This is a genomic window from Streptomyces coerulescens, assembly GCF_042657965.1.
GTDB lineage: Bacteria > Actinomycetota > Actinomycetes > Streptomycetales > Streptomycetaceae > Streptomyces > Streptomyces coerulescens.
Map to the genome: position 1 here is coordinate 12292 of NZ_JBHSKM010000044.1, position 23331 is coordinate 35622.

Annotated in this window: 18 protein-coding genes and 1 pseudogene; 13 read left to right on the plus strand and 6 right to left on the minus strand. The window is 69.3% G+C overall.

Annotation, left to right across the window (positions count from 1 at the left end):
• Window positions 1-204: 204 nt before the first annotated feature.
• Window positions 205-621: a MarR family winged helix-turn-helix transcriptional regulator gene (locus tag ACFPQ9_RS37485; RefSeq protein WP_380863400.1), complete on the minus strand. Its 417-nt coding sequence runs from the start codon at window positions 619-621 to the stop codon at window positions 205-207.
• A gap of 128 nt (window positions 622-749) precedes the next feature.
• On the opposite strand from ACFPQ9_RS37485, the gene ACFPQ9_RS37490 reads away from it, so the two are divergent.
• From ACFPQ9_RS37490 to ACFPQ9_RS37515, 6 genes are all read left to right on the plus strand, one after another.
• A complete protein-coding gene (locus ACFPQ9_RS37490; protein WP_380863402.1) occupies window positions 750-2330 on the plus strand; it encodes an MFS transporter in 1581 nt (526 codons plus the stop codon).
• A 172-nt stretch (window positions 2331-2502) separates the two neighbouring features.
• Complete coding sequence (locus ACFPQ9_RS37495; protein ID WP_380864396.1) at window positions 2503-3792, plus strand: aldehyde dehydrogenase family protein; 1290 nt, start codon at window positions 2503-2505, stop codon at window positions 3790-3792.
• Between the two features lie 168 nt (window positions 3793-3960).
• On the plus strand, window positions 3961-4344 hold the full coding sequence (locus ACFPQ9_RS37500) for a PPOX class F420-dependent oxidoreductase (protein ID WP_380864397.1): 384 nt from the start codon (window positions 3961-3963) through the stop codon (window positions 4342-4344).
• A gap of 115 nt (window positions 4345-4459) precedes the next feature.
• Window positions 4460-4972, plus strand: coding sequence for a GtrA domain-containing protein (locus ACFPQ9_RS37505; protein WP_380863404.1), 513 nt, complete (start codon window positions 4460-4462; stop codon window positions 4970-4972).
• Between the two features lie 701 nt (window positions 4973-5673).
• Entirely contained in the window at window positions 5674-6165 is a 492-nt protein-coding gene (locus ACFPQ9_RS37510; RefSeq protein ID WP_380863406.1) for a DUF2975 domain-containing protein, read from the plus strand.
• Entirely contained in the window at window positions 6165-6386 is a 222-nt protein-coding gene (locus ACFPQ9_RS37515) for a helix-turn-helix domain-containing protein (RefSeq protein ID WP_370021954.1), read from the plus strand. Before ACFPQ9_RS37510 ends, ACFPQ9_RS37515 begins: the two co-directional genes overlap by 1 nt.
• Window positions 6387-6423: 37 nt before the next feature.
• Here ACFPQ9_RS37515 and ACFPQ9_RS37520 read toward each other — a convergent pair whose 3' ends face one another.
• Window positions 6424-7425, minus strand: a complete 1002-nt coding sequence (locus tag ACFPQ9_RS37520; protein ID WP_380863408.1) for a hypothetical protein — start codon at window positions 7423-7425, stop codon at window positions 6424-6426.
• A gap of 226 nt (window positions 7426-7651) precedes the next feature.
• Entirely contained in the window at window positions 7652-10756 is a 3105-nt protein-coding gene (locus ACFPQ9_RS37525; protein ID WP_380863410.1) for an FAD-binding and (Fe-S)-binding domain-containing protein, read from the minus strand.
• Between the two features lie 465 nt (window positions 10757-11221).
• Here ACFPQ9_RS37525 and ACFPQ9_RS37530 point away from each other — a divergent pair, with 465 nt between their 5' ends.
• From ACFPQ9_RS37530 to ACFPQ9_RS37550, 5 genes and pseudogenes are all read left to right on the plus strand, one after another.
• Window positions 11222-12004, plus strand: coding sequence for an Fpg/Nei family DNA glycosylase (locus tag ACFPQ9_RS37530; RefSeq protein WP_380863412.1), 783 nt, complete (start codon window positions 11222-11224; stop codon window positions 12002-12004).
• A gap of 4 nt (window positions 12005-12008) precedes the next feature.
• A pseudogene (locus tag ACFPQ9_RS37535) lies at window positions 12009-12679 on the plus strand (DUF6766 family protein).
• Between the two features lie 194 nt (window positions 12680-12873).
• Complete coding sequence (locus tag ACFPQ9_RS37540; protein ID WP_380863414.1) at window positions 12874-13356, plus strand: hypothetical protein; 483 nt, start codon at window positions 12874-12876, stop codon at window positions 13354-13356.
• 296 nt (window positions 13357-13652) lie between these two features.
• Window positions 13653-14087 carry a subtilase-type protease inhibitor gene (locus ACFPQ9_RS37545; RefSeq protein ID WP_380863416.1) on the plus strand — a complete coding sequence of 145 codons (435 nt, stop codon included), beginning with the start codon at window positions 13653-13655 and terminating at the stop codon, window positions 14085-14087.
• Window positions 14088-14688: 601 nt separating this feature from the next.
• Window positions 14689-15420: a transposase gene (locus tag ACFPQ9_RS37550; protein ID WP_380863418.1), complete on the plus strand. Its 732-nt coding sequence runs from the start codon at window positions 14689-14691 to the stop codon at window positions 15418-15420.
• 68 nt (window positions 15421-15488) lie between these two features.
• On the opposite strand, the gene ACFPQ9_RS37555 is transcribed toward ACFPQ9_RS37550, so the two are convergent.
• Entirely contained in the window at window positions 15489-17756 is a 2268-nt protein-coding gene (locus tag ACFPQ9_RS37555; protein ID WP_380863420.1) for an MMPL family transporter, read from the minus strand.
• Between the two features lie 176 nt (window positions 17757-17932).
• On the opposite strand from ACFPQ9_RS37555, the gene ACFPQ9_RS37560 reads away from it, so the two are divergent.
• Together ACFPQ9_RS37560 and ACFPQ9_RS37565 are read left to right on the plus strand one after the other, a co-directional pair.
• Window positions 17933-19105: a sensor histidine kinase gene (locus ACFPQ9_RS37560; RefSeq protein ID WP_380863422.1), complete on the plus strand. Its 1173-nt coding sequence runs from the start codon at window positions 17933-17935 to the stop codon at window positions 19103-19105.
• Window positions 19080-19742, plus strand: a complete 663-nt coding sequence (locus tag ACFPQ9_RS37565) for a response regulator (RefSeq protein WP_380863424.1) — start codon at window positions 19080-19082, stop codon at window positions 19740-19742. The genes ACFPQ9_RS37560 and ACFPQ9_RS37565 overlap by 26 nt, the downstream gene beginning before the upstream one ends.
• A gap of 343 nt (window positions 19743-20085) precedes the next feature.
• Here ACFPQ9_RS37565 and ACFPQ9_RS37570 read toward each other — a convergent pair whose 3' ends face one another.
• Together ACFPQ9_RS37570 and ACFPQ9_RS37575 are read right to left on the minus strand one after the other, a co-directional pair.
• Window positions 20086-20658 (minus strand): hypothetical protein, encoded by a 573-nt coding sequence (locus tag ACFPQ9_RS37570; protein ID WP_380863426.1) that lies wholly within the window; start codon window positions 20656-20658, stop codon window positions 20086-20088.
• Window positions 20658-23198: a DnaB-like helicase C-terminal domain-containing protein gene (locus ACFPQ9_RS37575; RefSeq protein WP_380863428.1), complete on the minus strand. Its 2541-nt coding sequence runs from the start codon at window positions 23196-23198 to the stop codon at window positions 20658-20660. Before ACFPQ9_RS37575 ends, ACFPQ9_RS37570 begins: the two co-directional genes overlap by 1 nt.
• Window positions 23199-23331 lie beyond the last annotated feature (133 nt).

The window sequence follows — 23331 nt, forward strand, 5'->3', positions numbered from 1 at the left end:
TCAGTCAAGGAACTCGCAGACGACGAGGCCGAGTTGTCGGCGTCCCTGCCCAGCGCTGATGCCTCTACGGACCGGCGACTTCGTCGAGTCCGCCTTCACCACCGTCCATCTGCGGGCGAAGATCGCTCGCCCTCGCGGGCATCCCCGGCCGGCGCAGCAGACAGTGCTCGACAGTTCGGCGGAGCGGCACCCGCGCTGCGCGGATCAGTGTGGGAAGACGACGGTCAGCAGGCGGAAGAGTTCGGCGCGTTCCTCGTCGGACAGCTGGTCCAGGCCCGTCTGCGTCTGCTCCATCCGCTCGCGGATGGTGTCGATCGCCTTCTGTCCCGTCTCGGTGAGGGCGACGTTCTTCACGCGGCGGTCGGTGGCGCTGACCTCGCGGTGGACCAGGTCACGCTTCTCGAGCCGGTCGATGATCCCGGTCATGTTCGACGCATCACAGGCGAGGGTCTGCGCGAGCGACCGCATGGAGGCGGGCGCACGGCGCAGCACCGTGAGGGTCTTCGCCTGACTGGAGGTGAGGCCCATGTCGGCGGCGGCTGTCGTGAAGTCGGCGTAGTGCGTACTGACCGAATGGGCGAGGAGCTCCATGAGCTGCGGCTTGGACGGGATGGCGGACATGCGTCGAGGGTACCGCGAAAAGCTTGAACCTCCCAACCTTTGACATCCACCAGCTCTTATTGTTTGATGGCCATTGTTTGATGACCTCAAGCATCGAGTACCTCAATGGTTTGACTCATCGACCATCGATGCATCCCTCCTTCGGGCACCCTTCCACCGGAAAGAAGACCGTGAAGTCCTCCCTCGCCACCGCGCCGGATCGCCGCACCGGCAGCCTCGGCCTCGTCCTGGTCCTGGGCCTCGCCGCCATGGTCGTGTCGATGATGCAGACCCTCGTCGTCCCGATCCTCGGCATCATCCAGAACGACCTCGGCGCCACCACCGCCCAGGTCAGCTGGGTCACGACCGCCACGCTGCTGTCGGCCGCGGTCTTTACCCCGCTGCTGGGCCGCCTCGGTGACCAGCACGGCACGAAGCCGACCCTGCTCGGCGTACTGGTGGTGATGGTCGCCGGATCCGTGCTCGCCGCGACCACGAGTTCGATGCTGTGGCTCATCGTGGCCCGCGTGATGCAGGGCGCCGCCACCGCGATCTTCCCGCTCGCGCTGTCCGTGCTGCGCCAAGAGCTCGCACCCGCGCGGCTGCCCGGCGCCATGGCCCTGGTCAGCGGAACGCTCGGGTTCGGAAGCGGCCTCGCCCTGGTGAGCGCCGGACTCCTCTCGCAGGGTGCCAACCCCGACTACCACCAGGTCTTCTGGCTCGCCGCGGCACTGGCCACCGCCGCCCTGATCGCAGTCGCCCTCGTCGTCCCCGCGCCCCGTACGCGGACGGGCGGACGCACCGACTGGCTCGGCGCCGCCGGCCTCGCCCTGCTGCTCGTGCTGCTCCTGCTGCCCATCTCGCAGGGCCACACCTGGGGCTGGACCTCGGCCCGCACACTCGGCCTCTTCGCGGCCGCGGTCGTCATGACCGTCATCTGGGTTCTCGTGGAGCGCAGGGTCCGCGACCCGCTGGTCGACATGAAGATGTTCGTCCACCGGCCGGTGCTGTTCACCAACCTCGCCGGACTGCTCGTCGGGTTCGCCATGTTCGCGCAGTTCATCGGCGTCTCCTATCTCGTCCAGACACCCGCTGAGATCGCCGGCTACGGCTTCGGCGCCTCCGTCCTGCGTGCCTCCGTTCTCTACCTGCTGCCCTCCGCCCTCGTCTCGCTGGTCGCCGCCCAGCTGGGAGGCGTGCTGGTACGACGCATCGGCGCCCGTCTCACCCTCGCCGCCGGCGCCGCCTTCGGCGTCATCGGCTTCGCCTGGCTGACCCTCGCCCACGACACCACCGCGTCGGTCATCCTGGCCGGCATGGTCGTCGGTGTCGCGATCAGCTTCGGCTACGCCGCAATGCCCGCACTGATCGTGACAAGCGTCCCGCACCACCAGACCGGCATCGCCAACGGCATCAACTCCATCTCCCGCTCCACCGGCAGCGCGATCGGCAGCGCGGTCGTCACCTCGCTGCTCGCCTCCAAGACGCTCGACAACCTGCCCGCAGGCGTCCCCGCCCTGCCCGCCGAGAGCCAGTACACCCTGAGCTTCGCTCTGGCCGGTATGGCGTTCCTGCTGGTCATCGGTGTGGCCATGGTCGGCCTGGCGGTCCGCCGCAGGTCCCCCTCGTCGGCCACCGGCACGCTCGCCGCGTCCAGCGATGACGGGGCCACTCCCTCCGCGTCGAGCGACGCCGAGACCATGCCCGACCGTACGGCCGTCACCGCCTGACCGCGCCACCTCCACGGGCCGCGACCCTCCTTCCCCCGAACCGCGAGGCCTTCCGTGCCGACCGGCTTCCCCCGCACCGCCCCACCGCCGCACCCAACGGGACCCGACTGTGACTGACACCAAGGCAGCCTTCACCCTCGACGACACCTTCACCGCCACCGAAGCCACCGCGCTGGTGAACCGGCTGCGCGCCACCTTCCGCACCGGCCGCACCAAGCCCCTGGCCTGGCGCCGACACCAGCTGACCCGCCTGCGCGACCTCCTCACCGACAACCGTGCGGCGATAGCCGACGCCCTCTACGCGGACCTGCGCAAGAACCGTGCCGAGGCCGACGCCATGGAGATCAACACCACGATCGTCGAGATCGACGACTACCTGGAGCACCTGGAGGAGTGGACCGCCCCGCGGCCCGCCCCCGTGACGGTGCCCGGAGTCCCTGGCAGCACCGCCCGCACCGTCTTCGACCCCCTGGGTGTCGTCCTGGTCATCTCGGCGTGGAACTACCCGGTCAATCTGCTGCTCGTGCCCGTCGCGGGCGCGCTCGCCGCCGGGAACGCGGTCGTCATCAAGCCGGCCGACTACGCCGCCCGCACCTCGGCACTGCTGGCCGAGCTGCTGCCCGCGTACCTCGACACCGACGCCACCGCGGTCGTCGAGGGCGGCGCGCCGGAGACCACCGTGCTCCTTGAGCAGCACTTCGACCACATCTTCTACACCGGCAACGGCACGGTGGGCCGCATCGTGATGACCGCCGCCGCGAAGACCCTCACCCCCGTCGTCCTCGAACTCGGCGGCAAGTCGCCCGTGTTCGTGGACCGGGACGCCGACATCGCCACGGTCGCGCAGCGCCTGGCGGCCACGAAGTTCGCCAACGCCGGACAGACCTGCGTCGCCCCCGACTACGTCCTGACCGACCCGGACACCGCGACCGAGCTGCAGGCCGCCCTGGTCGTCGCGCTCAAGGGGCTGTTCGGTGCGGACCCTCAGACCTCCGATGCCTACGGACGGATCATCAACGAGCGGCACTTCGACCGGCTGTCCGCACTGCTGGACTCCGGCCGTACGGTCACCGGCGGGCAGACCGACCGCGCGGACACGTACATCGCCCCCACCGTGCTGGCCGACGTCCGGCCCGACGAGCCCGTGATGCAGGAGGAGATCTTCGGCCCCATCCTGCCGATCCTTCCCGTCGCGGACCTGGACGAGGCCATCGCCTTCATCAACGACCGCGACAAGCCCCTCGCCCTGTACGCCTTCACCGAGAACAACTCCACCAAGCGCCGCCTCGCCGCCGAGACCTCCTCGGGCGGCCTCAACTTCGGCCTGCCCATGCACCACCTCGCCGTACCGACCCTGCCCTTCGGCGGCGTCGGCGAAAGCGGCATGGGTCGCTACCACGGCCGCTATTCCATGGAGACATTCAGCCACCACAAGGCCGTCCTCGACGTCCCGCTGAGCTGAACCGTCCCCGCACCCGGCGGGCGGTACTCATCCCACCCCGCAACGTCACGGGCGCCCCGCTGTCCGCCCCCGTACTCCAAAGAAAGCACCCCCATGCGCGAACCGGCCTCGAAGTACGCCGCCCACATACCCGACGACTTCGAACACAAGGGCAAGGAGCACAAACGCATCACGGACGACACGCTGGCGCGGCTCGGCGCCGGCAAGTACATGCTCATCACCAGCTACCGCAAGAACGGCACCCCGGTCGCCACCCCGGTGTGGGTGGTCCGCGACGGCGACACGCTGGGCGTGCGGACGCCCGCCGACTCCTGGAAGGTCAAGCGGATCCGGGCACGCGGCGACATCCTCGTCGGCCCCTGCGACCTGCGTGGCAACCCGACGGGCGAACAGGTACCGGCCACCGCCGAAATCACCGACGAGACAACCGGCGCCCGCTACCGCAAACTCATCGGCCGCAAGTACGGCATCCTCGGCCGCCTCATGATCCTCCAGAGCCGGCTCCAGGGAAGGGACAGCACGCTGGGCATCCGCGTGCGGCTCACCGCATAACAGGAAGACGCACCGTCAGCTCCCGCATCAGGGGCCACTTGTCGGATGGCCTTCCTGAATGCCATCAGGCGGCCACGGCACACAACAGCGAGCGATCAAAGGGGGGGGTCGGATCATGGAGACAGCACAGAGTCAGCAGCAGGCGGCATCCGACACCTTCACCGCCTTCGCCCGTTTCGTACTCTTCGGCGGCGGAGTCGGGCTCGCCTCCAGCTTCGCCGTGGCGGCTCTCGCCTCCTGGATCCACTGGGGCCTGGCCAATGCTCTGATCACCGCGGTTTCGACGCTTCTCGCCACCGAGTTGCATGCCCGCTTCACTTTCGTCGCAGGCAGGCGCGCGACCTGGCGCCAGCATGTGCAATCGGCCGGGTCGGCGGCGGCCGCGTACGCGGTGACCTCCGTGGCGATGCTTGTCCTGCGGCAGTTGGCGTCGGCACCGGGATTGGTGCTCGAGCAGGTCGTCTACCTGTCCGCCTCCGCACTCGCCGGTGTCGCGCGCTTCGCGGTGCTGCGCCTCATTGTCTTCGCGCGGAGCCGCTCGCAGGTCGCGGCCGCTGTCCGCGCCACCCGTCCCGTGTACGCGACCGCGGAACCCGTCGGCCCCGTGGCGCTGGGCCACGCCGCCTGACCCGTCCGTCGGGGGCCCGCCGCGCGCAACGGGCAGCCTCGCCGTGCACCGGCGTCCACATCACGCGCCCAGCGGCGGAGCCGTCAGATCAAGGCAACCCTGGCCCAGCCCATGGACGACAGGTCACCTCGTCCCGTCACTGCTGGACTTCGCCGCCGACACCCCCGCCTTCGCCGGGTAACTCGCAGCCGACCAACGCGAGGCGGTGCGACAACTTCCTCACCTGAGCGCCCGCCTGTCCTGGCGCTTTCCGGAGCGGACTGTCTGCCCGTCTGTTCACCGGCACCCATCACCACGACCATCTTCGCTTCGAAGGCCACGTCCCCTTCGCTGAACCACCACCCCATACGGCACCGGCCCGGGGCTGGCAGCCAGGACCGGCTCCCGCGACCGGCCGCGACCCCGGGCCCAAGGAGTTGGCCGCCGCCTACCGCCAACCGCACAAGGCCGCCAGAACTGGTGAGCTCCCCACCGGGCAGGCCCGCTCCCTCAGGGCTTCGGCGTAGCCGGGTGGCGTCCGATTTGCACCGAGCGAGGTCCACCTCGACCAGATCAAGACCGTTCATGCGGACGCTATGCCGTGGCAAGGGGCTGAGTCGTGCCGCCACCGTGCGCAACCGCCGCCAGCCCTCCGTTCCAGCCCTTGCCTAACCTATCGAATTTCGATAGGTTCCCATCGCAACTCAATTGAAGGATGGGACATGGGAAAGCTGACAGTGCGTGCGCTGCGCGCCGTGCTCGTGGTGGTGCTCGCCGGCACCCTGTTCGTACAGGCCGGGATGATGTGGGCGTTGGTCAGCGGGAACGACCCGGAGGACGGCTCGCTCCCGCTGACCCCGCTGCGCGTGATCACGATCCTGGGCATGGTGTCGGTCCAGGTCGCCCTGGTCTGCGTATGGCGGCTGGTGGCGATGGTGCGACGCGGAACCGTGTTCTCCCACGCCGCCTTCCGGTACGTGGACGCCGTGATCGGCGCGATCGTGGCGGCTGCTCTCCTGTGGTTCGCGGTCACGGGCATCAATGCGCCGGGCCAGCGCGAAGACCCCGGCGTGACCGTCATCATGGGCGGGGTCGGCGTGGCCATCCTGGGGGTCGCCCTCATCGTGCTCGTGCTGCGGATGCTGCTCGCGCAGGCCGTCGCGCGCGACGTCGAAGCTTCCCAGATGCAGGCCGAGCTGGACGAGGTGATCTGATGCCGATCGCCGTCGACATCGACGTGATGCTCGCCAGGCGGAAGATGTCCGTGGGCGAGCTCGCGGACCGGGTAGGGATCACACCCGCCAACCTCGCGGTACTCAAGAACGGCCGCGCCAAGGCCGTACGGTTCACGACCCTCGCCGCGCTCTGCGAGGTACTCAAGTGCCAGCCGGGAGACCTCCTGCGCTGGGAGGCCGAGGACGCCGCAGGCGGATGACATGCCCTCGGGCAGGCGTGAAGCCTCACAGAGGATGTCAAAGCGTTTGGTACACCCGAACGATCACAGGCGGGTGCTCGTGGGATTCCGGGCAGCGGTAGATCTGCAACTGTTCGTCTCCCAGGTCGATCCTGGTCGGGTCCCCCACTGGTGGGTAGCATCGCCGGTCATCAGCATCGGCGTCCTCGACCGGGCGCCAACCGCCTTCGTTGTCCCCGTTCCATTCACTGAGCCCAACAGTGAACAGGGGCTCGGTCAGCGCGCCGCACTCGCAGCGCGGCGGGTCGGCACGGTCGCGGTCATCCGATGAGACAACGCCCCAGCCGCCGATCTTCCAGCCCGGAGCCACCGCGAACTCGGTGTAGTGGTGGCCCGTTTCCTCCTGCCATGCGTGGACGCGGGCGCCCACGGCAGGGGGCAGCTGGTTGAGGTCCGGATACTCGGTCACCTGTTCCGGATGCAGGACGCAGGGGGCGGGCCAATAGTCCTCCAGCTCGATCACGGTCGGCTCCGGCGCCGACGAAAGTCTCACGGTCACTTCGTCAGCACGGCGCCAGCGCACGTGAATGGCCGGGATGTCGCCCTCGTGGTCGATGAACGGGCACCACAAGATCTGCAGCAGGTCCGCGCCATCGGGGGCAGGCAGGCCGGGGACGTCCCGGGCGTAGAGCTGTGCCACAGGCAAGAGCGGCACTGGATCCGTATAAGGGCTGTCGATCTTCTTCGGATTGGACCGGTCATGGATCGCCTGTTCCTCGGGCGTGCTCGGTTCGTCCTCCGGCCGTGACCATCGGGCGACCGTGGCGTGATGTGCGGCACGCACCGCCTCCAGTTCCACCACCTCGTACACCTCGTGCGATCGCGTGCAGGTCGGCCACGGCTCGTCCCGCGGCCACAGCAGCGGGCCACCCACCGAACTGTCCTCGACCTCGGGTGAACCCGACCGTGGATGCAGCCGAGTGACGTTCCTTGACATCGTGGCCAACTCCGGGAACACCGCGGTCAGATCCAAAGGGCGCGGCGGCGTCGTACGCGTCATCCGTTCTCCTCTCACATGCCCTGTGCGGACCATGGAAGCACTCGGCACTGACAGACCACTCCCTGGCCGGGGAGAGGAGCCTGCTCCGCGCGAGGTGGTGTCACCTGAATTCCCCGCGTATGAGCCGTCCTGGACGGCTCGCCAGTGCTTGACCGGGAGGGTTCGCCGGGTCGGCGGTCGTGGCGGTTGGTCGTTCCGGAGACGTCCCTCCGACTGTGTGTGCGAGCTACTGGCCGCGGCGGCTCCGCGTTCGATATGCGCGTACGGCTGCTGCAGCGGTCGTTGCCGTGACGGCAGCAACCCCGGCTGTCGTCGCCCATCGGGCGGCGCGCGAGGGCTCGACCGGCCGCCGGGCCAGGCGTTCGGGCTGGTGGGCGGGGAGGGCTCCGTCGAGGCCGAGCGCGAGTGCTTCGGCCAGGTGCAGGGCTCGGCGTCCCGTGTCGCCGTGTTCGATCTGGGTACGGCAGCTGAAGCCGTCGGCGAGGACCACGTTGCCGGGAGCGGCCTCCCGGACGGCGGGCAGGACGCCCAGTTCCCCCACGGTCATGGAGACCTCGTGATGGCCGCGTTCGAACCCGAAGTTGCCTGCGAGACCGCAGCAGCCCTCGTCGAGGATGTCGGCATCGAGATGGGCGCGGCGCATCAGTTCACGGTCGGCCTCGTCCTTCATGATGGCGTGCTGGTGGCAGTGGGTCTGCACGGTGGCGCGACGCGACAGCGCAGGCGGTTGCCAGCCGTCAGGGGCATGGTGGACCAAGTGCTCGGCGAGGGTGCGGAACTGCCCGGCGAGGCGTTGCACGTCCTGGTCGGCGGGCATCAGTTCCGGTGCGTCGGCGCGGAACACCGCCGTACAGGACGGTTCGAGGCCGATGACCGGGGTGCCCGCCTCCAGGTAGTGGCGCAGGACATCGAGTGTGCGGCGCAGGACCTTTCTCGCGACGGTGAGCTGGCCGGTGGAGATCCATGTCAGGCCGCAGCACACCGGCTCGGTCGGCACTGCGACCCGGAAGCCGGCGTCTTCGAGGACACGGACGGCGGAGGTCGCGACGGACGGGTGGAAGTACGTACTGAAGGTGTCGGGCCACAGCACGACGGTCCGCTCGTCGGCCGGATCCGCTGCGTCGGAGCCGCGGGCCTGCCACCACTGGAGGAAGGACTCTTCGGCCAACACCGGTGCCTGGCGGGCGCCGTCCACGCCGGCCAGCCACTTGCCGGCCCGGGCCAGGCCCGGGGCCCGCAGCGCGTTGTTGACGAGCGCCGGGGCGAAGCGCGACAGCCTCGCCCACAGGGGCAGCCATCCCATGGAGTAGTGGGCAGCAGGCCGTGGCCGGCCGGCGTAGTGGTGGGCGAGGAACTCCGCCTTGTAGGTCGCCATGTCGACACCCGTGGGGCAGTCCGACTTGCACCCCTTGCACGCCAGACACAGATCGAGCGCGTCCCGCACCTCGGTCGAGCGCCATCCGCCCGTGACCGGCGAGTCGCCGTGGCCGCCGAGCATCTCGAACAGCAGCCGGGCACGCCCACGCGTGGAGTGCTCCTCCTCCCGCGTGGCACGGTACGACGGGCACATCACGCCGCCCTCGTGGCTGCGGCAGTTGCCGATCCCCACGCAGCGCAGCACGGCACGGGTGAAGGAATGGTCGTCCTGCGGATATCCGAAGTGCGTGTCGGAGTCGCCTGGGCGCCAAGCGGCTCCCAGGCGCAGTTGCCCGTCGACCGGGTTCGGGGCCACGACCTTGCCGGGATTCATCCGATCACCGGGATCGAACAGCGCTTTCACCTCACCGAACGCAGCCATGAGCCGATCACCGAACATGCGGGTCAGCAACTCGCCGCGTGACTGGCCGTCCCCGTGCTCGCCCGAGAGGGATCCCCCGTACGAGGCCACCAGGTCGGCGGCCCTCTCCACGAAGCGGCGGAAGTCGGCCACGCCTTCGGCGCTCTTCAGGTCGAACGGGATCCGGGTGTGCACACATCCCTGCCCGAAGTGCCCGTACAGCGAGGGATGGTCGTAGTCGAACTCCGCGAACAGGTTCTTCAGGTCGCGCAGGTAGTCACCCAGGCGCTCGGGCGGGACGGCGGAGTCCTCCCAGCCCTCCCAGGTCTCCCGGTCGTCGGGCGGGCGCGCGGTGACACCGAGTCCGGCCTCGCGCGCCTTGAGCATCTTCTCCTCACGCTCGGGGTCGTCGGAGAAGGAAACCGTGGTGTCCTTCTCGCTGCGCCCCACCGAGCGCAGCAGTGCATGGGCCTGCTCGTCGACGTCCTCCTGGCTGTCGCCGGCGAACTGCACCATCAGCCAGCTGTCGCCCTCCGGGAGCATGTTGAGAGAGTCGAGATAGGCACCCTCCTCGCGCATCAGCTGCGCCATCCGACCGTCGATGGCCTCCAGTTGGCTGGGCGAGCAGTGTTCGAGCAGGCGCGGAACGTCGTCGGCCGCACGGCAGATGTCGTCGTAACCGAGAGCCAGGAGGGACAGGCGGGGCGGCACGGGCACGAGGTCGAGCTCGGCGTGCAGCACCGTCACCAGCGTGCCCTCACTGCCCACGAGGGCGCGGGCCACGTCGAAGCCGTTCTCCGGCAACAGTGAGTCCAGGTTGTAGCCGGAGACCCTGCGCGGGATCTTCGGATAGCCGCGCCGCACGTCCGCCAGATATTCGGTGATGACGCGGTCCAGCCCGGCGTAGATCTCGGCGCGCCGGCCGCCCTCCGCGACGATCCGGGCAGCCTCGTCCTTCGACGTCGGACCCACCCACATCCGGGTCCCGTCGTAGGTGAGGACCTCGAGGCGGCGCACGTTGTCGACGGTCTTGCCGTACGCCTGTGCGGAGGCCCCGCACGAGTTGTTGCCGATCATGCCGCCCAGCGCGCAGTGACTGTGGGTGGACGGCTTCGGACCGAACTGCAGCCGGGAAGGAGCGAGCTGCCGGTTGAGCTCGTCCAGCACGATCCCCGGCTCCACGACACAGGTCCGCGCCTCCGCGTCCACGGACAGCAGCGCGTGGCAGTACTTGGTCCAGTCGATCACGACGGCGGCATTGGTTGCCTGGCCCGCCAGGCTCGTGCCCCCGCCCCGGGACACCACGGGCGCGTCGAAGCGAGCGCACACCCGAACCGTGTCCACGCCTGCCTCCACGCTGCGCGGGACGACGACACCGATGGGCACCTGCCGGTAATTGGAGCCGTCCGTGGAGTACGCCCCCCGGCTGCCCGCATCGAAGCGGACCTCACCATCGACGGCATCGCGCAGCGCGGCTTCCAGGGCCACCACATCGACGGCCGTCGTCCGTCCCTCGGGCGAGTCGGAAGCGGCGTGTCGTGATGACGGAATCATGGGCAGAGCGTTTCAGCAGGTAGCTGCGGACAGGCAACAGCATCAGAAGCAGTCGCATTCAGAATGCACACTTCGATCAATCCCCAGTCGTGACGGCAGACCCTCGGCGAGCGGAGCGTCTCCACGCGTACCCACATCACGGCGGTCGATCCAGCCCTCGCCACCTCGCGCCGACCACCGCCACGGCCACAGGCGCGCGGACGAGGTCAGAGCGCCTCCGTCCCGGCACCTGCTCGCCGGTCCCCATGGGCGCGCTTCCCGTCAGTTACCTCAGGTAACGCCTGCCCGCGCCCACCCCGCACGTACCGGGCCGTGCTGGGTACCCGGAAGCGGAACGGCCCCGCAGGGTTGCAGCCCAAAGGAGAAGACGTGATGGGCCATAACCGGAGGGGGCCGACCGACCAACGTGGTCAAGCGCTGTCAAGCACTTCAAGTTCATGATCACCCATGGTCCGGGAGTGAGCCATGCCGGAGTTGCCCGATGTCGAGGGTTTCCGTGAGGTGCTGAACGGATGCGGCAGTGGCCGGTGCGTCCAGCGGGTCGAGGTGCGCGACACGGGCGTACTACGCGGAGTCAGTGCCCAGCGCCTGCGCCGGGAGGTGGAGGGGCGGCGGCTCGGCCGGCCGTGGCGTCACGGGAAGTTGCTGATCGTCCCGGTGGCTGACGGTCCCGTCCTCATCTGGCACTTCGGCATGACGGGCGAACTGGTCTGCGCACGCGCGGACGAACCGCCGGTCGCCCATGACCGTGTCGTCCTGACCCTCGATGACGAACGCCAGCTGCGTTACCGCGACCAGCGTAAGCTCCAGGGCATACGGCTGGCCGCAGATCAAGACGCACTGGCGCGGCTGCTGGACCGGCTCGGTCCTGACGCCCTGGAGATGACCCGCGAGGACTTCCTGGACCTGCTCGCCGAGCGGCGGGGCGCGGTCAAGGGCGTGCTGATGGATCAGTCCCTCATCGCCGGCCTCGGCAATCTGCTCAGCGACGAGATCCTCTGGCGGGCCCGAGTCGCGCCCCGGCGACCGGCGAGGGCCCTTGAGGCCGCAGAGGCGCGGCATGTCTTCACGGCGATGCGCGGCGTGCTCGCCACGTCCACCCGCGCCGGATGCGTACCGCCGAGGCGAACCTGGCTCACTGGTCATCGCGACGACCGCGAACCGGCTTGCCCGCGCTGCGACCGAGAGTTGCGGGCACGCCGCGTCGCCGGTCGGCGCACGGTCTGGTGCGAGCACTGCCAGCACTGATCGCATGGAGAAGTCGCTGGTGACCGTCCGTTCGGTCGATCGGATCGGCCCCGAGCCCGCGGGCCGTCAGACTCCTCAAAGAGTCTTTGGCCGGGGGGCGCGTTTCATTCAGCCGGGTGAGGGAGGACCGGGGCGCGCCAGCCGCCAGTACGTCACCTTCGCCGACTTCGCCGTCGACGTCCCGGAGAACTGGCAGTCGGAGTACCTGCAGCTCTTCCTGTACGTGGGCGTGACCGTCCGGCTGCTGCAACGAGGCTTCCTGGAGTCCGAAGAACTGCACAAGGCAGGCACGGAATCCGACGAAGAGCACCTGGTCGGCGAGTACGCCAAGGAGGACTCACCCAAGTGGGCCAAGGTCGGCGGCTGGCGACTGGCGATCTATTCGCACTCCCTCCTCATGGGCATGGGCACGGTCTTCCTGCTGTCCTGGCTGGTCCAGTCGATCACGGGAGTCGCCGCCTACAACGAACAGCGGCTGCGGCAGCTTCAGGCCCCACTGAACTGAGGCGACTACTCGGTGCGGCAGACGTCTGGAACCCCACCCTGCAGAACTGGCAGTCCGAGCTGTTGACCGTCGCCTCGATGCCCGTGCTGTCGGTCTACCTGCCCCAACGAGGCTCCCCGGAGTCCAAGCCCGTGGGATCAGCCCACGGCGCCACGGGCGTGGAGGGCTGAGCAACCTCAGCGATCCGCCAACAAGCAATCCTGCGGCTGAAATCCACCGAGGCCGGCATGCGAACAGGCCAGGGAGGCGAGCCTGGCCTCGCCGCGCAGGCGCCGACGACGCGGTGATCCGCGACGCTTCCCGCCCCCATCCGCAGGCCGGCGTCATCGAATGGACTCCCGCATCCCGGAGTACGGTTCACGCCATGAATCCTGGCGATCTTGCGTCAACACTCGTTGTCTTCTTGGAAGACCGGCACGGAAAGGCGCTGGTGAGGCTTCCGAACGGATCCAAGACCAGCCTGCCCCACGAGTGCCTTGACCTCGTTGAAGTCGCGGAGAATCTGCCCGATCACGTCTCTCGTGACGATCTCGCCTCAGGGCCGGTTCGCGAGCGACACCGGCGGCCCGCTTCCTCCCTCAGTGATCCGCTGCTCAGCACTCTGGCGGCGGCCATGGCGCATCTTGTGGCAGCAGTGGACACCAGCACGGACGAGGAAGCCTCACCGGACGCGGCGTCCAGATGGTTCGAGTACCCGGCATCCCTCTTTCACCGTCTCGGTGCGCAGGATCGGCATCGCCTCGCAGACCTCTTTCGCGACGCGGCCCGGAAGGAACCCGAGGGAACCTGGCGCGACGCCCTGCTGGAGCTCCCGGAGGCGTTCGGCCTCGACGAGGACGAGAGCTGAGCACCAAGGATCCGACTCGCACACGAGCGCATTACGGCACCCAAGGCACGGCTCACAGCATTCAGGCCATTTCGCACCCCGGGCACCTCGGCCACACCCGCGCCCGACGGATAGCACGAAAGACCCCTCACCTCCACGGCCTTGGAGGCCGGTCAATCAATCAAGCCAGTAATTCAACGAGCAATTTGGTCCGAATTGAAGCGATGAGGGTTGTTCATTCTTGTCCGCCCTGAAACGGAGGCATTAGGACGGGTACTTCGAAGCCTTCAGCACCGCAAGGAGAAGGGAGACACACCATGCGACCGATGGCACGCTGGGCAATGTCAGGAGCTTTGCTCACCGCAGCCGTGGCGGGACCCCTGAGTACGCCCGCCCACAGCGCCCCGGCATCGCTGTACGCCCCCTCGGCCCTGGTCTTCACCACGGGCCACGGCGAGAAGGCCGTCACCACGACGCCGGAGCGCGCGGTGACACTGAACTGTGCCTACACCACCTCGGGAACTCACCCCGACCCGCGGCAAGCCTGTGCGGAACTGGACCGCGTGAACGGGGACCTCGGACGCCTGGCCACCCTCCGCGGAAATGATTCGGGGCGGCCCTGCACGAAGGAGTACCGGCCCGTGGTCGTCACCATCCAAGGCGTATGGCGAGGCACGCGCGTGAACTACGAGCACACATTCGCCAATTCCTGCATCAAGGAAACCCAAGGAGCATCGGCGTTCGCCTTCTGAACCATCACGGCTCAGTAGGCCTCTGGCCGGTGGGACCTGGTGGTCGCGCGCACATCGCCAGGCCTGATCTCGACTCAGGTCACGGAACGGACCACAAGGTCCCCCGCTCCAGGCCCAACAGCGGGCGCCTCGGATTCAATTCAGAGGCGCCCCGTTGACGTGGGAGTTCACCGGCCGGATCAACCGCGCCATCATGCAAGCGCACCTGTGGACGCCCTCGCCTTCTCCGCATCGTGCGGCGAAGCACCTTCGGCAGTCGTCCGCCAGTACATCGAGCCGCAAAAAACGTCCGCTCGAGAATGCACGTCAGAGCAGTCTTGAGATGCGTTCATCCCCGGCGAGAACGCCGGGGCCTTCTGCAAGGAACCCGGTAAATGACGCAGCGAACAGGCATCCTGAGCAGTCCCCAGCCTTCACAGCCGGCATTATGCGGGAGGCGAAGGCTCGCTCATGCCCAGCCAGGACGACGGTGCCGCGGCACGGCCGACTTGCATTGCCGCTCGTTGAGCGAGTCCATGCACGGCACTAGGGCGGTATCGCGTCGTGATCAATTTGCGGGATGTGCCTTCGTGGCACGGTCCGGTCCGATAGGCGGTCTTACGTGACGCGAGTGCAACTGACCGATCCGGATTGGGAGTTCATCGAGCCGTACCTGCCGATCGGCGAGTACGGCTTGTACCCCGAGCGACTGCGACAGCAGTTCGAGGGCGTGATCTGGCGGTTCAAGACGGGCGGGCAGTGGCGGGAGATGCCAACGGTGTTCGGCGCCTGGTCGACCGTCCACAACCGCTTCCGGCAGTGGCGTGACGCCGGAGTCTTCGAGGCCCTGCTGGAGGGCCTGATCACGGAAGCCGCGAAGCGGGGTGAGGCGGACCTGTCCCTGGTCAGCATCGACTCCACCACCGCCCGAGCCCACCACGACGCGGCCGGGATGCACCTCGACGAGGACGTCGTCACCGCCCTGGAGAAGGTACGGGTACGCGGGCCCGTCGGCCGAACCCGCGTCCGGCCGGGCGCGGTCGCCGGGGACAAGGCGTACTCGTCCCGCGGAAACCACGCCCACCTGCGCAAACGCCGTATCAAGGCGGTCATCCCGGAGAAGAAGGACCAGGCCGCCAACCGGAAGAAGAAGGGCTCCAGAGGTGGCCGACCCGTCAGCCACGACGCCGATCTCTACAAGGAGCGGAACACCGTCGAACTCCTGATCAACAAGCTCAGAGCATGGCGAGGCATCGCCACCCGATACGACAAGACTCCCGACAGCTACCTCGCCGGTCTCCACCTGCGTGCCTCGATGATCTGGATCAAGGACCTCACCAGGCCCACTCGCTGATCACGACTCGGTATGCCCCTGGGTGACTCGCTGAGGTGCCGGACGCGCCAAGGGCGGGCAGGAGTTGGTCAACGGTCAACCAGCCGTGGACGCGGGGCTTCACCCGTGGATTCCGCGTCGGTGTCGTCGGTGCCGACCGGGCCGCGGGGAAGCAGCCGGTCCAGCCACTTCGGCAGCCACCAGTTGGTCCGGTCGAGGAGTGTCATGGTCGCCGGTACCAGCACCATGCGTACGACCGTGGCGTCGATGAAGATCGCGGTGGCCAGGCCGAGCCCGAACATCTTGGTGGAGGGGTCGTCGGCGACGGCGAAGGACAGGAAGACCGCCACCATGATGAGGGCGGCCGAGGTGATGATCCGGGCGGTGCGCGAGACGCCCTCGACGATCGCCGTGCCGTTGTCGCCGGTGCGCAGGTACTCCTCGCGTACGCGGGAGAGGAGGAGCACCTCGTAGTCCATCGACAGGCCGAACAGGATGGCGAAGAGGAACATCGGGATGAACGAGACGATCGGAACCGTCGCTTCCAGCCCGATGAGTGCGCCTCCCCAGCCCCACTGGAAGACCGCGACCATGATGCCGTAGGCCGCGCCGATGCTCAGCAGATTCAGCAGTACCGCCTTGAGCGGTACGAGTATCGAGCGGAAGACCAGCATCAGCAGCAGGAACGACATCGCCAGCACGGCGGCGACGAACACCGGCAGGCGTTGGCTGGTGCGTTGGCCCACATCGGACAGGCTCGCGGCGGCGCCGCCGACGTGGGCCCTGGCCGGGCCGTGCCCGATCGCCGTGGGCAGCACGTCCGTGCGAAGCCGGGCGATGGTGTCGGCCGTGGCCTTGTCCTGAGGGCTGGTGGTCGGGAACACCACGAGGGTCGCGACGCCGGTGGCCCGGTCGATGTGCGTCGGCGCCACGGATGCGACGCCCGGATCCGCCGCGACCGCCCCGACGAGTCGGTCCACCACTCCCGGATCACCGGAGGGGTCCGCGGCGATGACGAGGGGACCGTTGATGCCCGGGCCGAACCCCTCGGCGACGAGGTCGTAGGCCCGGCGCTCGGTACGGCTCTGCGGCAGTGAGCCGTCGTCGGGCAGGCCGACGCGCAGGCCGAGCACGGGCAGCGTCGCCATCAGCAGCAGCCCCGCCGCGCCGACCGCGTAGGGCACCGGGTGCCGGCTGACGTGCCCGATCCAGCGCCGCCACCCGGCGGCGTGGGCGGCGCCTGCCGCCGGGTCCCGCCGCCGTGCGAGTCGGCCCGGCTTCCTGGTCTGCAGAGCCCGGCCGATCCGGCCGGCCCGGGCCAGGCGCGGGCCCGCCGCGCCGAGGAAGGCCGGCAGCAGCGTCACCGACGCGAGCACCATGATCAGGACGACGATCGAGACGGCAACCCCGCCGACCGTCATGAACGGCACGTTCGCGACCGCCAGGCCGAGGATCGACACGACGACGGTGCCGCCGGCGAAGACCACCGGCCGCCCCGCCGTTGCCACCGCTCGTCCGGCCGCCTCGTGCGGATCGAGCCCGCGCGCAAGGTACTCCCGGTGCCTGGCGAGCACGAACAGCGCGTAGTCGATGCCCACTCCGAGCCCGACCATGCTGCCCAGGACCGGTGCGAAGGTGGGGACCTCTGTCACCCCCGCCAGTAGCGTCATCGTGGCGACCCCGACGGTCAGCCCGAAGACCGCCATGCCGATCGGCAGCGCGGCGGCGACGAGCGAACCGAACGCCAGGAACAGGATCGCGGCCGCGGCGAGGAGGCCGATCAGCTCACTCACGCCGCCGTCGGCGTCGGAGAAGGCGTAGAAAAGGTTCCCGCCCATCTCGATGCGCAGCGGCAGTTCGGCGCGCAGCCGGTCGCCGAGATCGACGAGGGCGTCGAGGTCCTCGGCCGACAGTCGGCTCTGGTCGGGGTACTGCACCCGGACGACCGCGATCCGTCCGTCGGCCGAGACAAGTCCGCCGCGCACGGCGGTGTCCCGGCCTGCGTCGAGTGCCAGCGCCGGGTCGCTCGTGCCGAGCACGTGCGGCAGCCGCTTCACCTCGGTCTGCAACCGCGTGAGAGCGGTGCGCGCGCTGTCGTCGAAGAACGTCGCACCGTCGTCGAGGGGGGTGACGACCACTTGGGCGGTCATCCCCTCCTGGCCGGTGCCTGCTCGCTCGATCAGTTCCGCGGCCCGTCGGGAGTCCAGTCCGGGAGCGGTCATCGAGTCCGCGGTACGACCGCCGAAGGCTACGGCGGCGAGGACGACGAGCGTGGCGGCGATCAGCCATGCCGCGATCACCCGCCAAGGATGGCGGGCGGCGCTTGCGCCCAGGCGCAACAGGGCTTTCGAGAGCATCGGGTCCTCCAACCACCTCGTCGGCCGTCCTTGTACGGCCGCCGATGCGCAAGGCTCGTCGCCACGGCGCTCCGTGGCATCGGCCCGCGGGCCGCGGATCCGTCGGCCCCGGGGTGGAGTGACGACCCATCCTTTCGGCCGATGCGCGACACGCCGCGGTCCTTAGGCTGAGAACCGTGCTCCGAGACGACCTGCGAACCCTGTGGACCGAACCCGGGCCGCCCGACGCGCCCGCCCGGGTGCGGCGGGACTGGGCGCTGCTCGCCGCGGGCTTGGCCGGTGTGACGCTGGAGGCCGCCCTGCGGGAGAACGTCGTGTGGCGGCCGGTGGCGGTGGTGTTCGCCGTATGGCTGTGCCTGCTGCTCCTGTGGCGCCGGACCCGCCCGCTGGCGATGGTGACGCTGGCGTTCGGCTCGGTGACCCTGCTTCAGGTGGCCTCGCTCGTCGCCGCACAGCGCGAGTCCGTCGGCCTGTACACCGGCGCGGTCGTGCTCGTGCTGGTGTACGCGCTGCCCCGGTGGGGATCGGGACGCGAGATCGTGCTGGGCGGCGCGGTGATCCTCGCGGTCGGCGTGCTGTGTGTCGTCGCGGACGAGACCCCCGTCGTCGAAAAGGTCGTGGGCCTCGTCTTCCTGCTGCTGCCCGGCGTGGTCGGGGCTGCCGTGCGGTTCTGGGTGACCGCTCGCGAGCGGCAGTTGGAGCAGGTACGCTCCCGCGAGCGCGAGCAGCTCGCCCGGGAACTGCACGACACGGTGGCCCACCACGTGTCGGCCATGGTGATCATCGCCCAGGCGGGCGGGGTGCTCGCGGGCGCCGACCCGTCGGCCGCCGTCAAGGCGCTGGAGGGGGTCGAGGAGGAAGGGGCGCGCACGCTGGAGGAGATGCGCGCCATGGTCGCCGCGCTGCGCGACCGCGGGGTCGGTGCCGAGCTGGCGCCCCCTGCCGGAGTTGCGGATCTGGAGCGCCTGGTGCGCACCCCGGGTGGTCGCCTCAGGGTCGACCTGGGGCTCGAAGGCGAACTGGACGCGCTGCCCCCGGCCGTGGACGCGGCCGTCTACCGGATCGTGCAGGAGTCGGTGACCAACGCGCTGCGCCATGCCGTCGACGCGACCGAGCTCGTCGTTCGGGTCGCCGCGGAACGGCACACGGTACGGGTGAGCGTGCGCGACAACGGCCGGCGCACCGGCCGGGGTCGCGACGGATACGGACTTACCGGACTGCGCGAGCGCGCGACCCTGCTCGGCGGCACACTACGAGTCGGCCCGGGTACTGACCGGGGCTGGCATGTCGAAGCCGAACTGCCGCGAGCGAGGAGCGCGAGCGATGTCCATTCGCGTCCTCGTCGCTGACGACCAGACGATCATCCGCACCGGCTTGCGGATCATGCTGAACGCCCAGCCCGGCATCGAGGTGGTCGGCGAGGCCGCCGACGGACACGAAGCGGTACGTCTGGCCCGCGAACTACGCCCCGACGTCTGCCTGTTCGACATCCGTATGCCCGCACTCGACGGGCTCGAGGCCACCCGGCTGGTCGCCGGCCCGGGCGTCGCCGACCCGCTGGCCGTGGTCGTCATCACCACGTTCGACCTCGACGAGTACGTCTACGGCTCACTGCGTGCCGGCGCCCGCGGATTCCTCCTCAAGGACACGGGACCGGACCTTCTGGCGCAGGCCGTACGGTCGGCGTCCGACGGTGAGGCGCTCATCGCGCCCAGCGTCACCGTCCGTCTGCTCCAGGCATTCGCGGACCTGCCCGCCGGCCGGCCCGTGGCCCAGCCGGTCTCCCCCGTCACCGCCCGCGAGGAGCAGGTGCTCCTCGCCGTCGCTCGCGGGCTGACCAACACCGAGATCGCCGATGCACTGCACATCAGCCTCAGCACGGTGAAGACGCATCTGGCCAGCCTGATGGCCAAACTCGGCGCCCGCAACCGGGTCGAGATCGCGATGTGGGCCTACGAAACGCGCCGCATCCTCCCCGGAACCTGAGTCGGGTGCCGGGCCATGTCCCATGAGTCCCCGCCCGGACATCAGTGCACCGGTCGGCTCACGTCGGCTCCACGTGCCTCACCCGCCCCAGAGCGTGACGTACCAGGAGGCCGGAACCGGGACGGTGAGACACCCGATACGAGAAGACTCCCGACAGCTACCTCGCCAGTCTCCACCTGCGCGCCTCGATGATCTGGATCGAAGACCTCACCAGGACCACCCGTTGAGCACGACTCGATACGCGTCCTAGCGGCACCACCGCGACCACGGCCGCCAGCGACCTGATCAGTGCTGGCGCGGGTCTTTCAGGGCTGGCGCATACGCGGGTTCTACGTGTCGTGGGTCACCTGAGTTCGACGGAGTAGTTGCCTCCGTCGAAGGTCCATCCGTCGGTGCCTTCGCCGATGTCCTGCACGATGACGTCATCGATGAAGTGGTCCTCGAAGTCGACATCGGTGAGGTCGCCGGCCAGCCAGAGTGCCTCGATGGCGCCCCAGTCGCCTTGTCCGCCGTCGATCCGCAGGGGCGCGGCGGCGCGTGTTCCGCGTTCGCGTCGGTCGCTGCCGGTGGTGACCCAGCCGCTGATCTCGAAGTCGCCGTCCTTGAAACGGTCGGGGATCGGGTCGGCGGGGACGATGGCGACGTTCTCGTAGGCGGTGTGGATGAGGTCGCGGTAGCTGCGGCGGATGTTGTATTCGGCATCGGACAGCCAGTTGAGCAGCGTTTTGACGGTCACGTCGAGGCCGGCTTCTTCCAGGGCCTGGTATCCGCGGTGGGTTCCGGTGAGTTGGCTGAGCTGGGCGTGCCAGTGCTTGGCGTGGTACGTCGACAGCCGGTGGCGCGGGGTCACCTGGGTGCGCAGGAGGTCGTTGAGGGCGGCGCCGAGGGATCCTCCGTGGCCGGTGGGCCCGGCCATCAGTCGTCACCCTCGGGAATCATCTCGCCGGGCTGGATGAACTTGGCCTTGACCTCACCGAAGCCGGTCCCGATCCGGTACGTGGCGGGCGGTGTGTCGTCGGGTGTCCAGAAGACGGCCGCGTCGACGTTGCGCAGGGCGATGAGCGTGTGGCCTTCCTGGACCGCCTTGAAGGCCGTGGTCCAGTGACGGACGGAGGCCTCGGCGACCATGCTCATACGCCAGTCCGGCCGCCAGAACGGGGACTTCTGCTCCTCGCGCTTGGGCCACAGCAGGCGCAGCGCGATCGACAGCCGGGTCTTGTAGGCCTTGTAGGGCGCGCCGCCGGCCTGCACGAGTTCGATACGTGCCTGGCGGGCGGCGGCGTAGAAGGGCTTGAACAGGGACTCGTTGGCCTTCCCGGTCCAGGAGTCGTGGATGGCCGGCATCGCGGCGAGGTGGCCGTCGCGGACGAGCCTCTCCAACTGCTTGATGTGCGGGGTGGTGACCCACACGCGGCCGTGTTCGTCGGGCCGGTCGATGATCCGGCCCAGCGGGTGCGGCATGTCCGTGCGGGTCCACTCCGGGATGTCGATGAGGTAGATTCCGGCGCCGGCCTTGTCGAACGCGGCGAGGGGCCCGGTGTGCAGCAGCTTGTTCGGGGCCAGGGGGACGGCCGAACACGCGGACGGGTAGCTGCCGTTGCGGTCGATCAGGCACAGCAGCCCGTCACCGAAGGCGGCGGGGACAGCGAGCTGATCGCGGCGGACCCGCTTTCCGTTCTCCCGGATGTAGGGCACCCGGGTGCTGGTGGCCTCGGGATGGACCCAGCGCGGTTCGCCGTCCATGCGCTCACTGATCAGCGGCCACGGACCGCTCTCCCGGTCCTCGATGCGGATGACCTTGATCGGGTGCATCTTCGAGCGGGCGACCGCGTCCTTGAGGAGCTTCAACGCGGGGAACGGTGCACTGTCCGGCTCGTCCTCCTCATCCCCCGGCTGAATCTCCTGCTCTCGTTCGTCATCGCCCTCGTCGTCCGGGACGTGCGCGCTGTCCGCGGCGGGCGGGACGGCGGCAGGCTGCCCGGGGGCGCCGGCGGACACGGTGGTGTTGTAGGCGTTCAGGGCGGCGGCGAGGCGGCGTCCTTCGGCATCGTCAGGTAGCGGCTGTGGCGCCGCGGCCGTCTGGGTCAGGGACGGCCTGAGGTCGGCCAGGGCTTCCTGGTCCCCGTTGGCCAGGGCGGCGCGCAGCGCGGCCAGCACATGCGTGAGGGAGGCCGGCAGCCCTTGTCGGGCGCCGGATGTGTAGGGAAGCGCGGCTTCGGCCAACTCGCGCTCCATGGCAGTGCCGAGACTCCGGGCGGAACCTTCGCTGCCCGTGGTGCCGACGGGGGCGGATCCGGCGTCGAGGAAGCGGGCGTGCAGCAGATCGGGGCGCAGGTACGCCGTGCCGATCGCGCCGAAGTCCCGCTCCGCGACGGTGACCTGGACCTTGGCAGGGTCGTCGGTCGGGGCGAGCGTCAGTGTGACGTCGGCGTCCAGGAGACCGAGGAAGGTGGGATCGGCGCTGTCCACGACGGCGAGGACCGGTACGTGCAGGGTGCGCGCGAGGGTCGCGAGGACCTGGGAGGCGCCGGGGAGTCGGTCCCCGGACAGCGGCAGGCGGGCGTTGTGGGCGGCCTGGAGCCGGTCGACGACGACGAGGGACAGGTCCTGGACGTGCGGGGCGGTCTCCGCGATGGCTTCGGCAGTCAGGTCACTGCCGTCGTCGATGAGGAGCACGGAGGCCTGCTGGCGGAGCCGCTCGGCGGCCTGCTGCTCGTGCTCGGTGAGGCGGCCCTGCTTCAGGCGGGGGTAGTCGCCGCCGGTCTCGGCGGCGAGGATCCGGCGGAAGATGTCGGCACGGTTCGGGCCCGACGCGGCGTACAGAACCTTCCGGCCGTCGACGAGCGCGGTCTTCCTGGCGGCGGCCAGTCCCAGCAGGCTTCCGCCCCCGGCCGGTGGCGCCGCGACGAGTGTCAGCAGGCCCGGCTGCAGCCCGCCTGTTGCCGCGTCGAGTCCTGGCAGCCCGAACGTGGGGCCGCCGGCCGGGCCGGAGGCGAGCACGGAACCGATGGTGTCGCCCAGCGTGGCGAGCATGCGCGGTGCGCTGCCGCGCCCCTGAGTGCCTTGGCTGTTCACCGCACCTCCTGCGGGCTCCGCACCGGCGGCTGCGGCCGGACCGGACGAATGGGATGCAGAGTGGGCGTCGACGGGCAGCAGCACCGCGACCGGTGTACGGCTCCGGCGCAGCACCTGCGGTTCGCCGTGCGCGGCCCGCGAGATCAGGTCACCGAAGTCCTTCTGCGCCGCACTGAGTGCATGGGAGGGGAAGGCGTCGGCCTGCCGGGCTGCCGGAAACCGGTCCAGTGGTGCCAGCAGTGCGCGATCCTCTCGCTTGTGGATCAGGGTCGTGACCCCGCCCTCCTCGGCGGCCTTCACCAGGGCGAAGAGCTCCTTACGGGCTTCGGTGGCGTTCATCGCGGCCTCGGGCGCCAGCTCCTGACCCTGACCCTGACTCACTCACCCTCCAAGTACGCTCCAACTCTCCATCAAGATAGCAGCGTCCACTCATTCACTTGGGCTAGCTCATACACTTTCCACTGCCAGTTCACTCACTGGCAGATGTCTCCAACACCCTAGAGAGCATGGACGG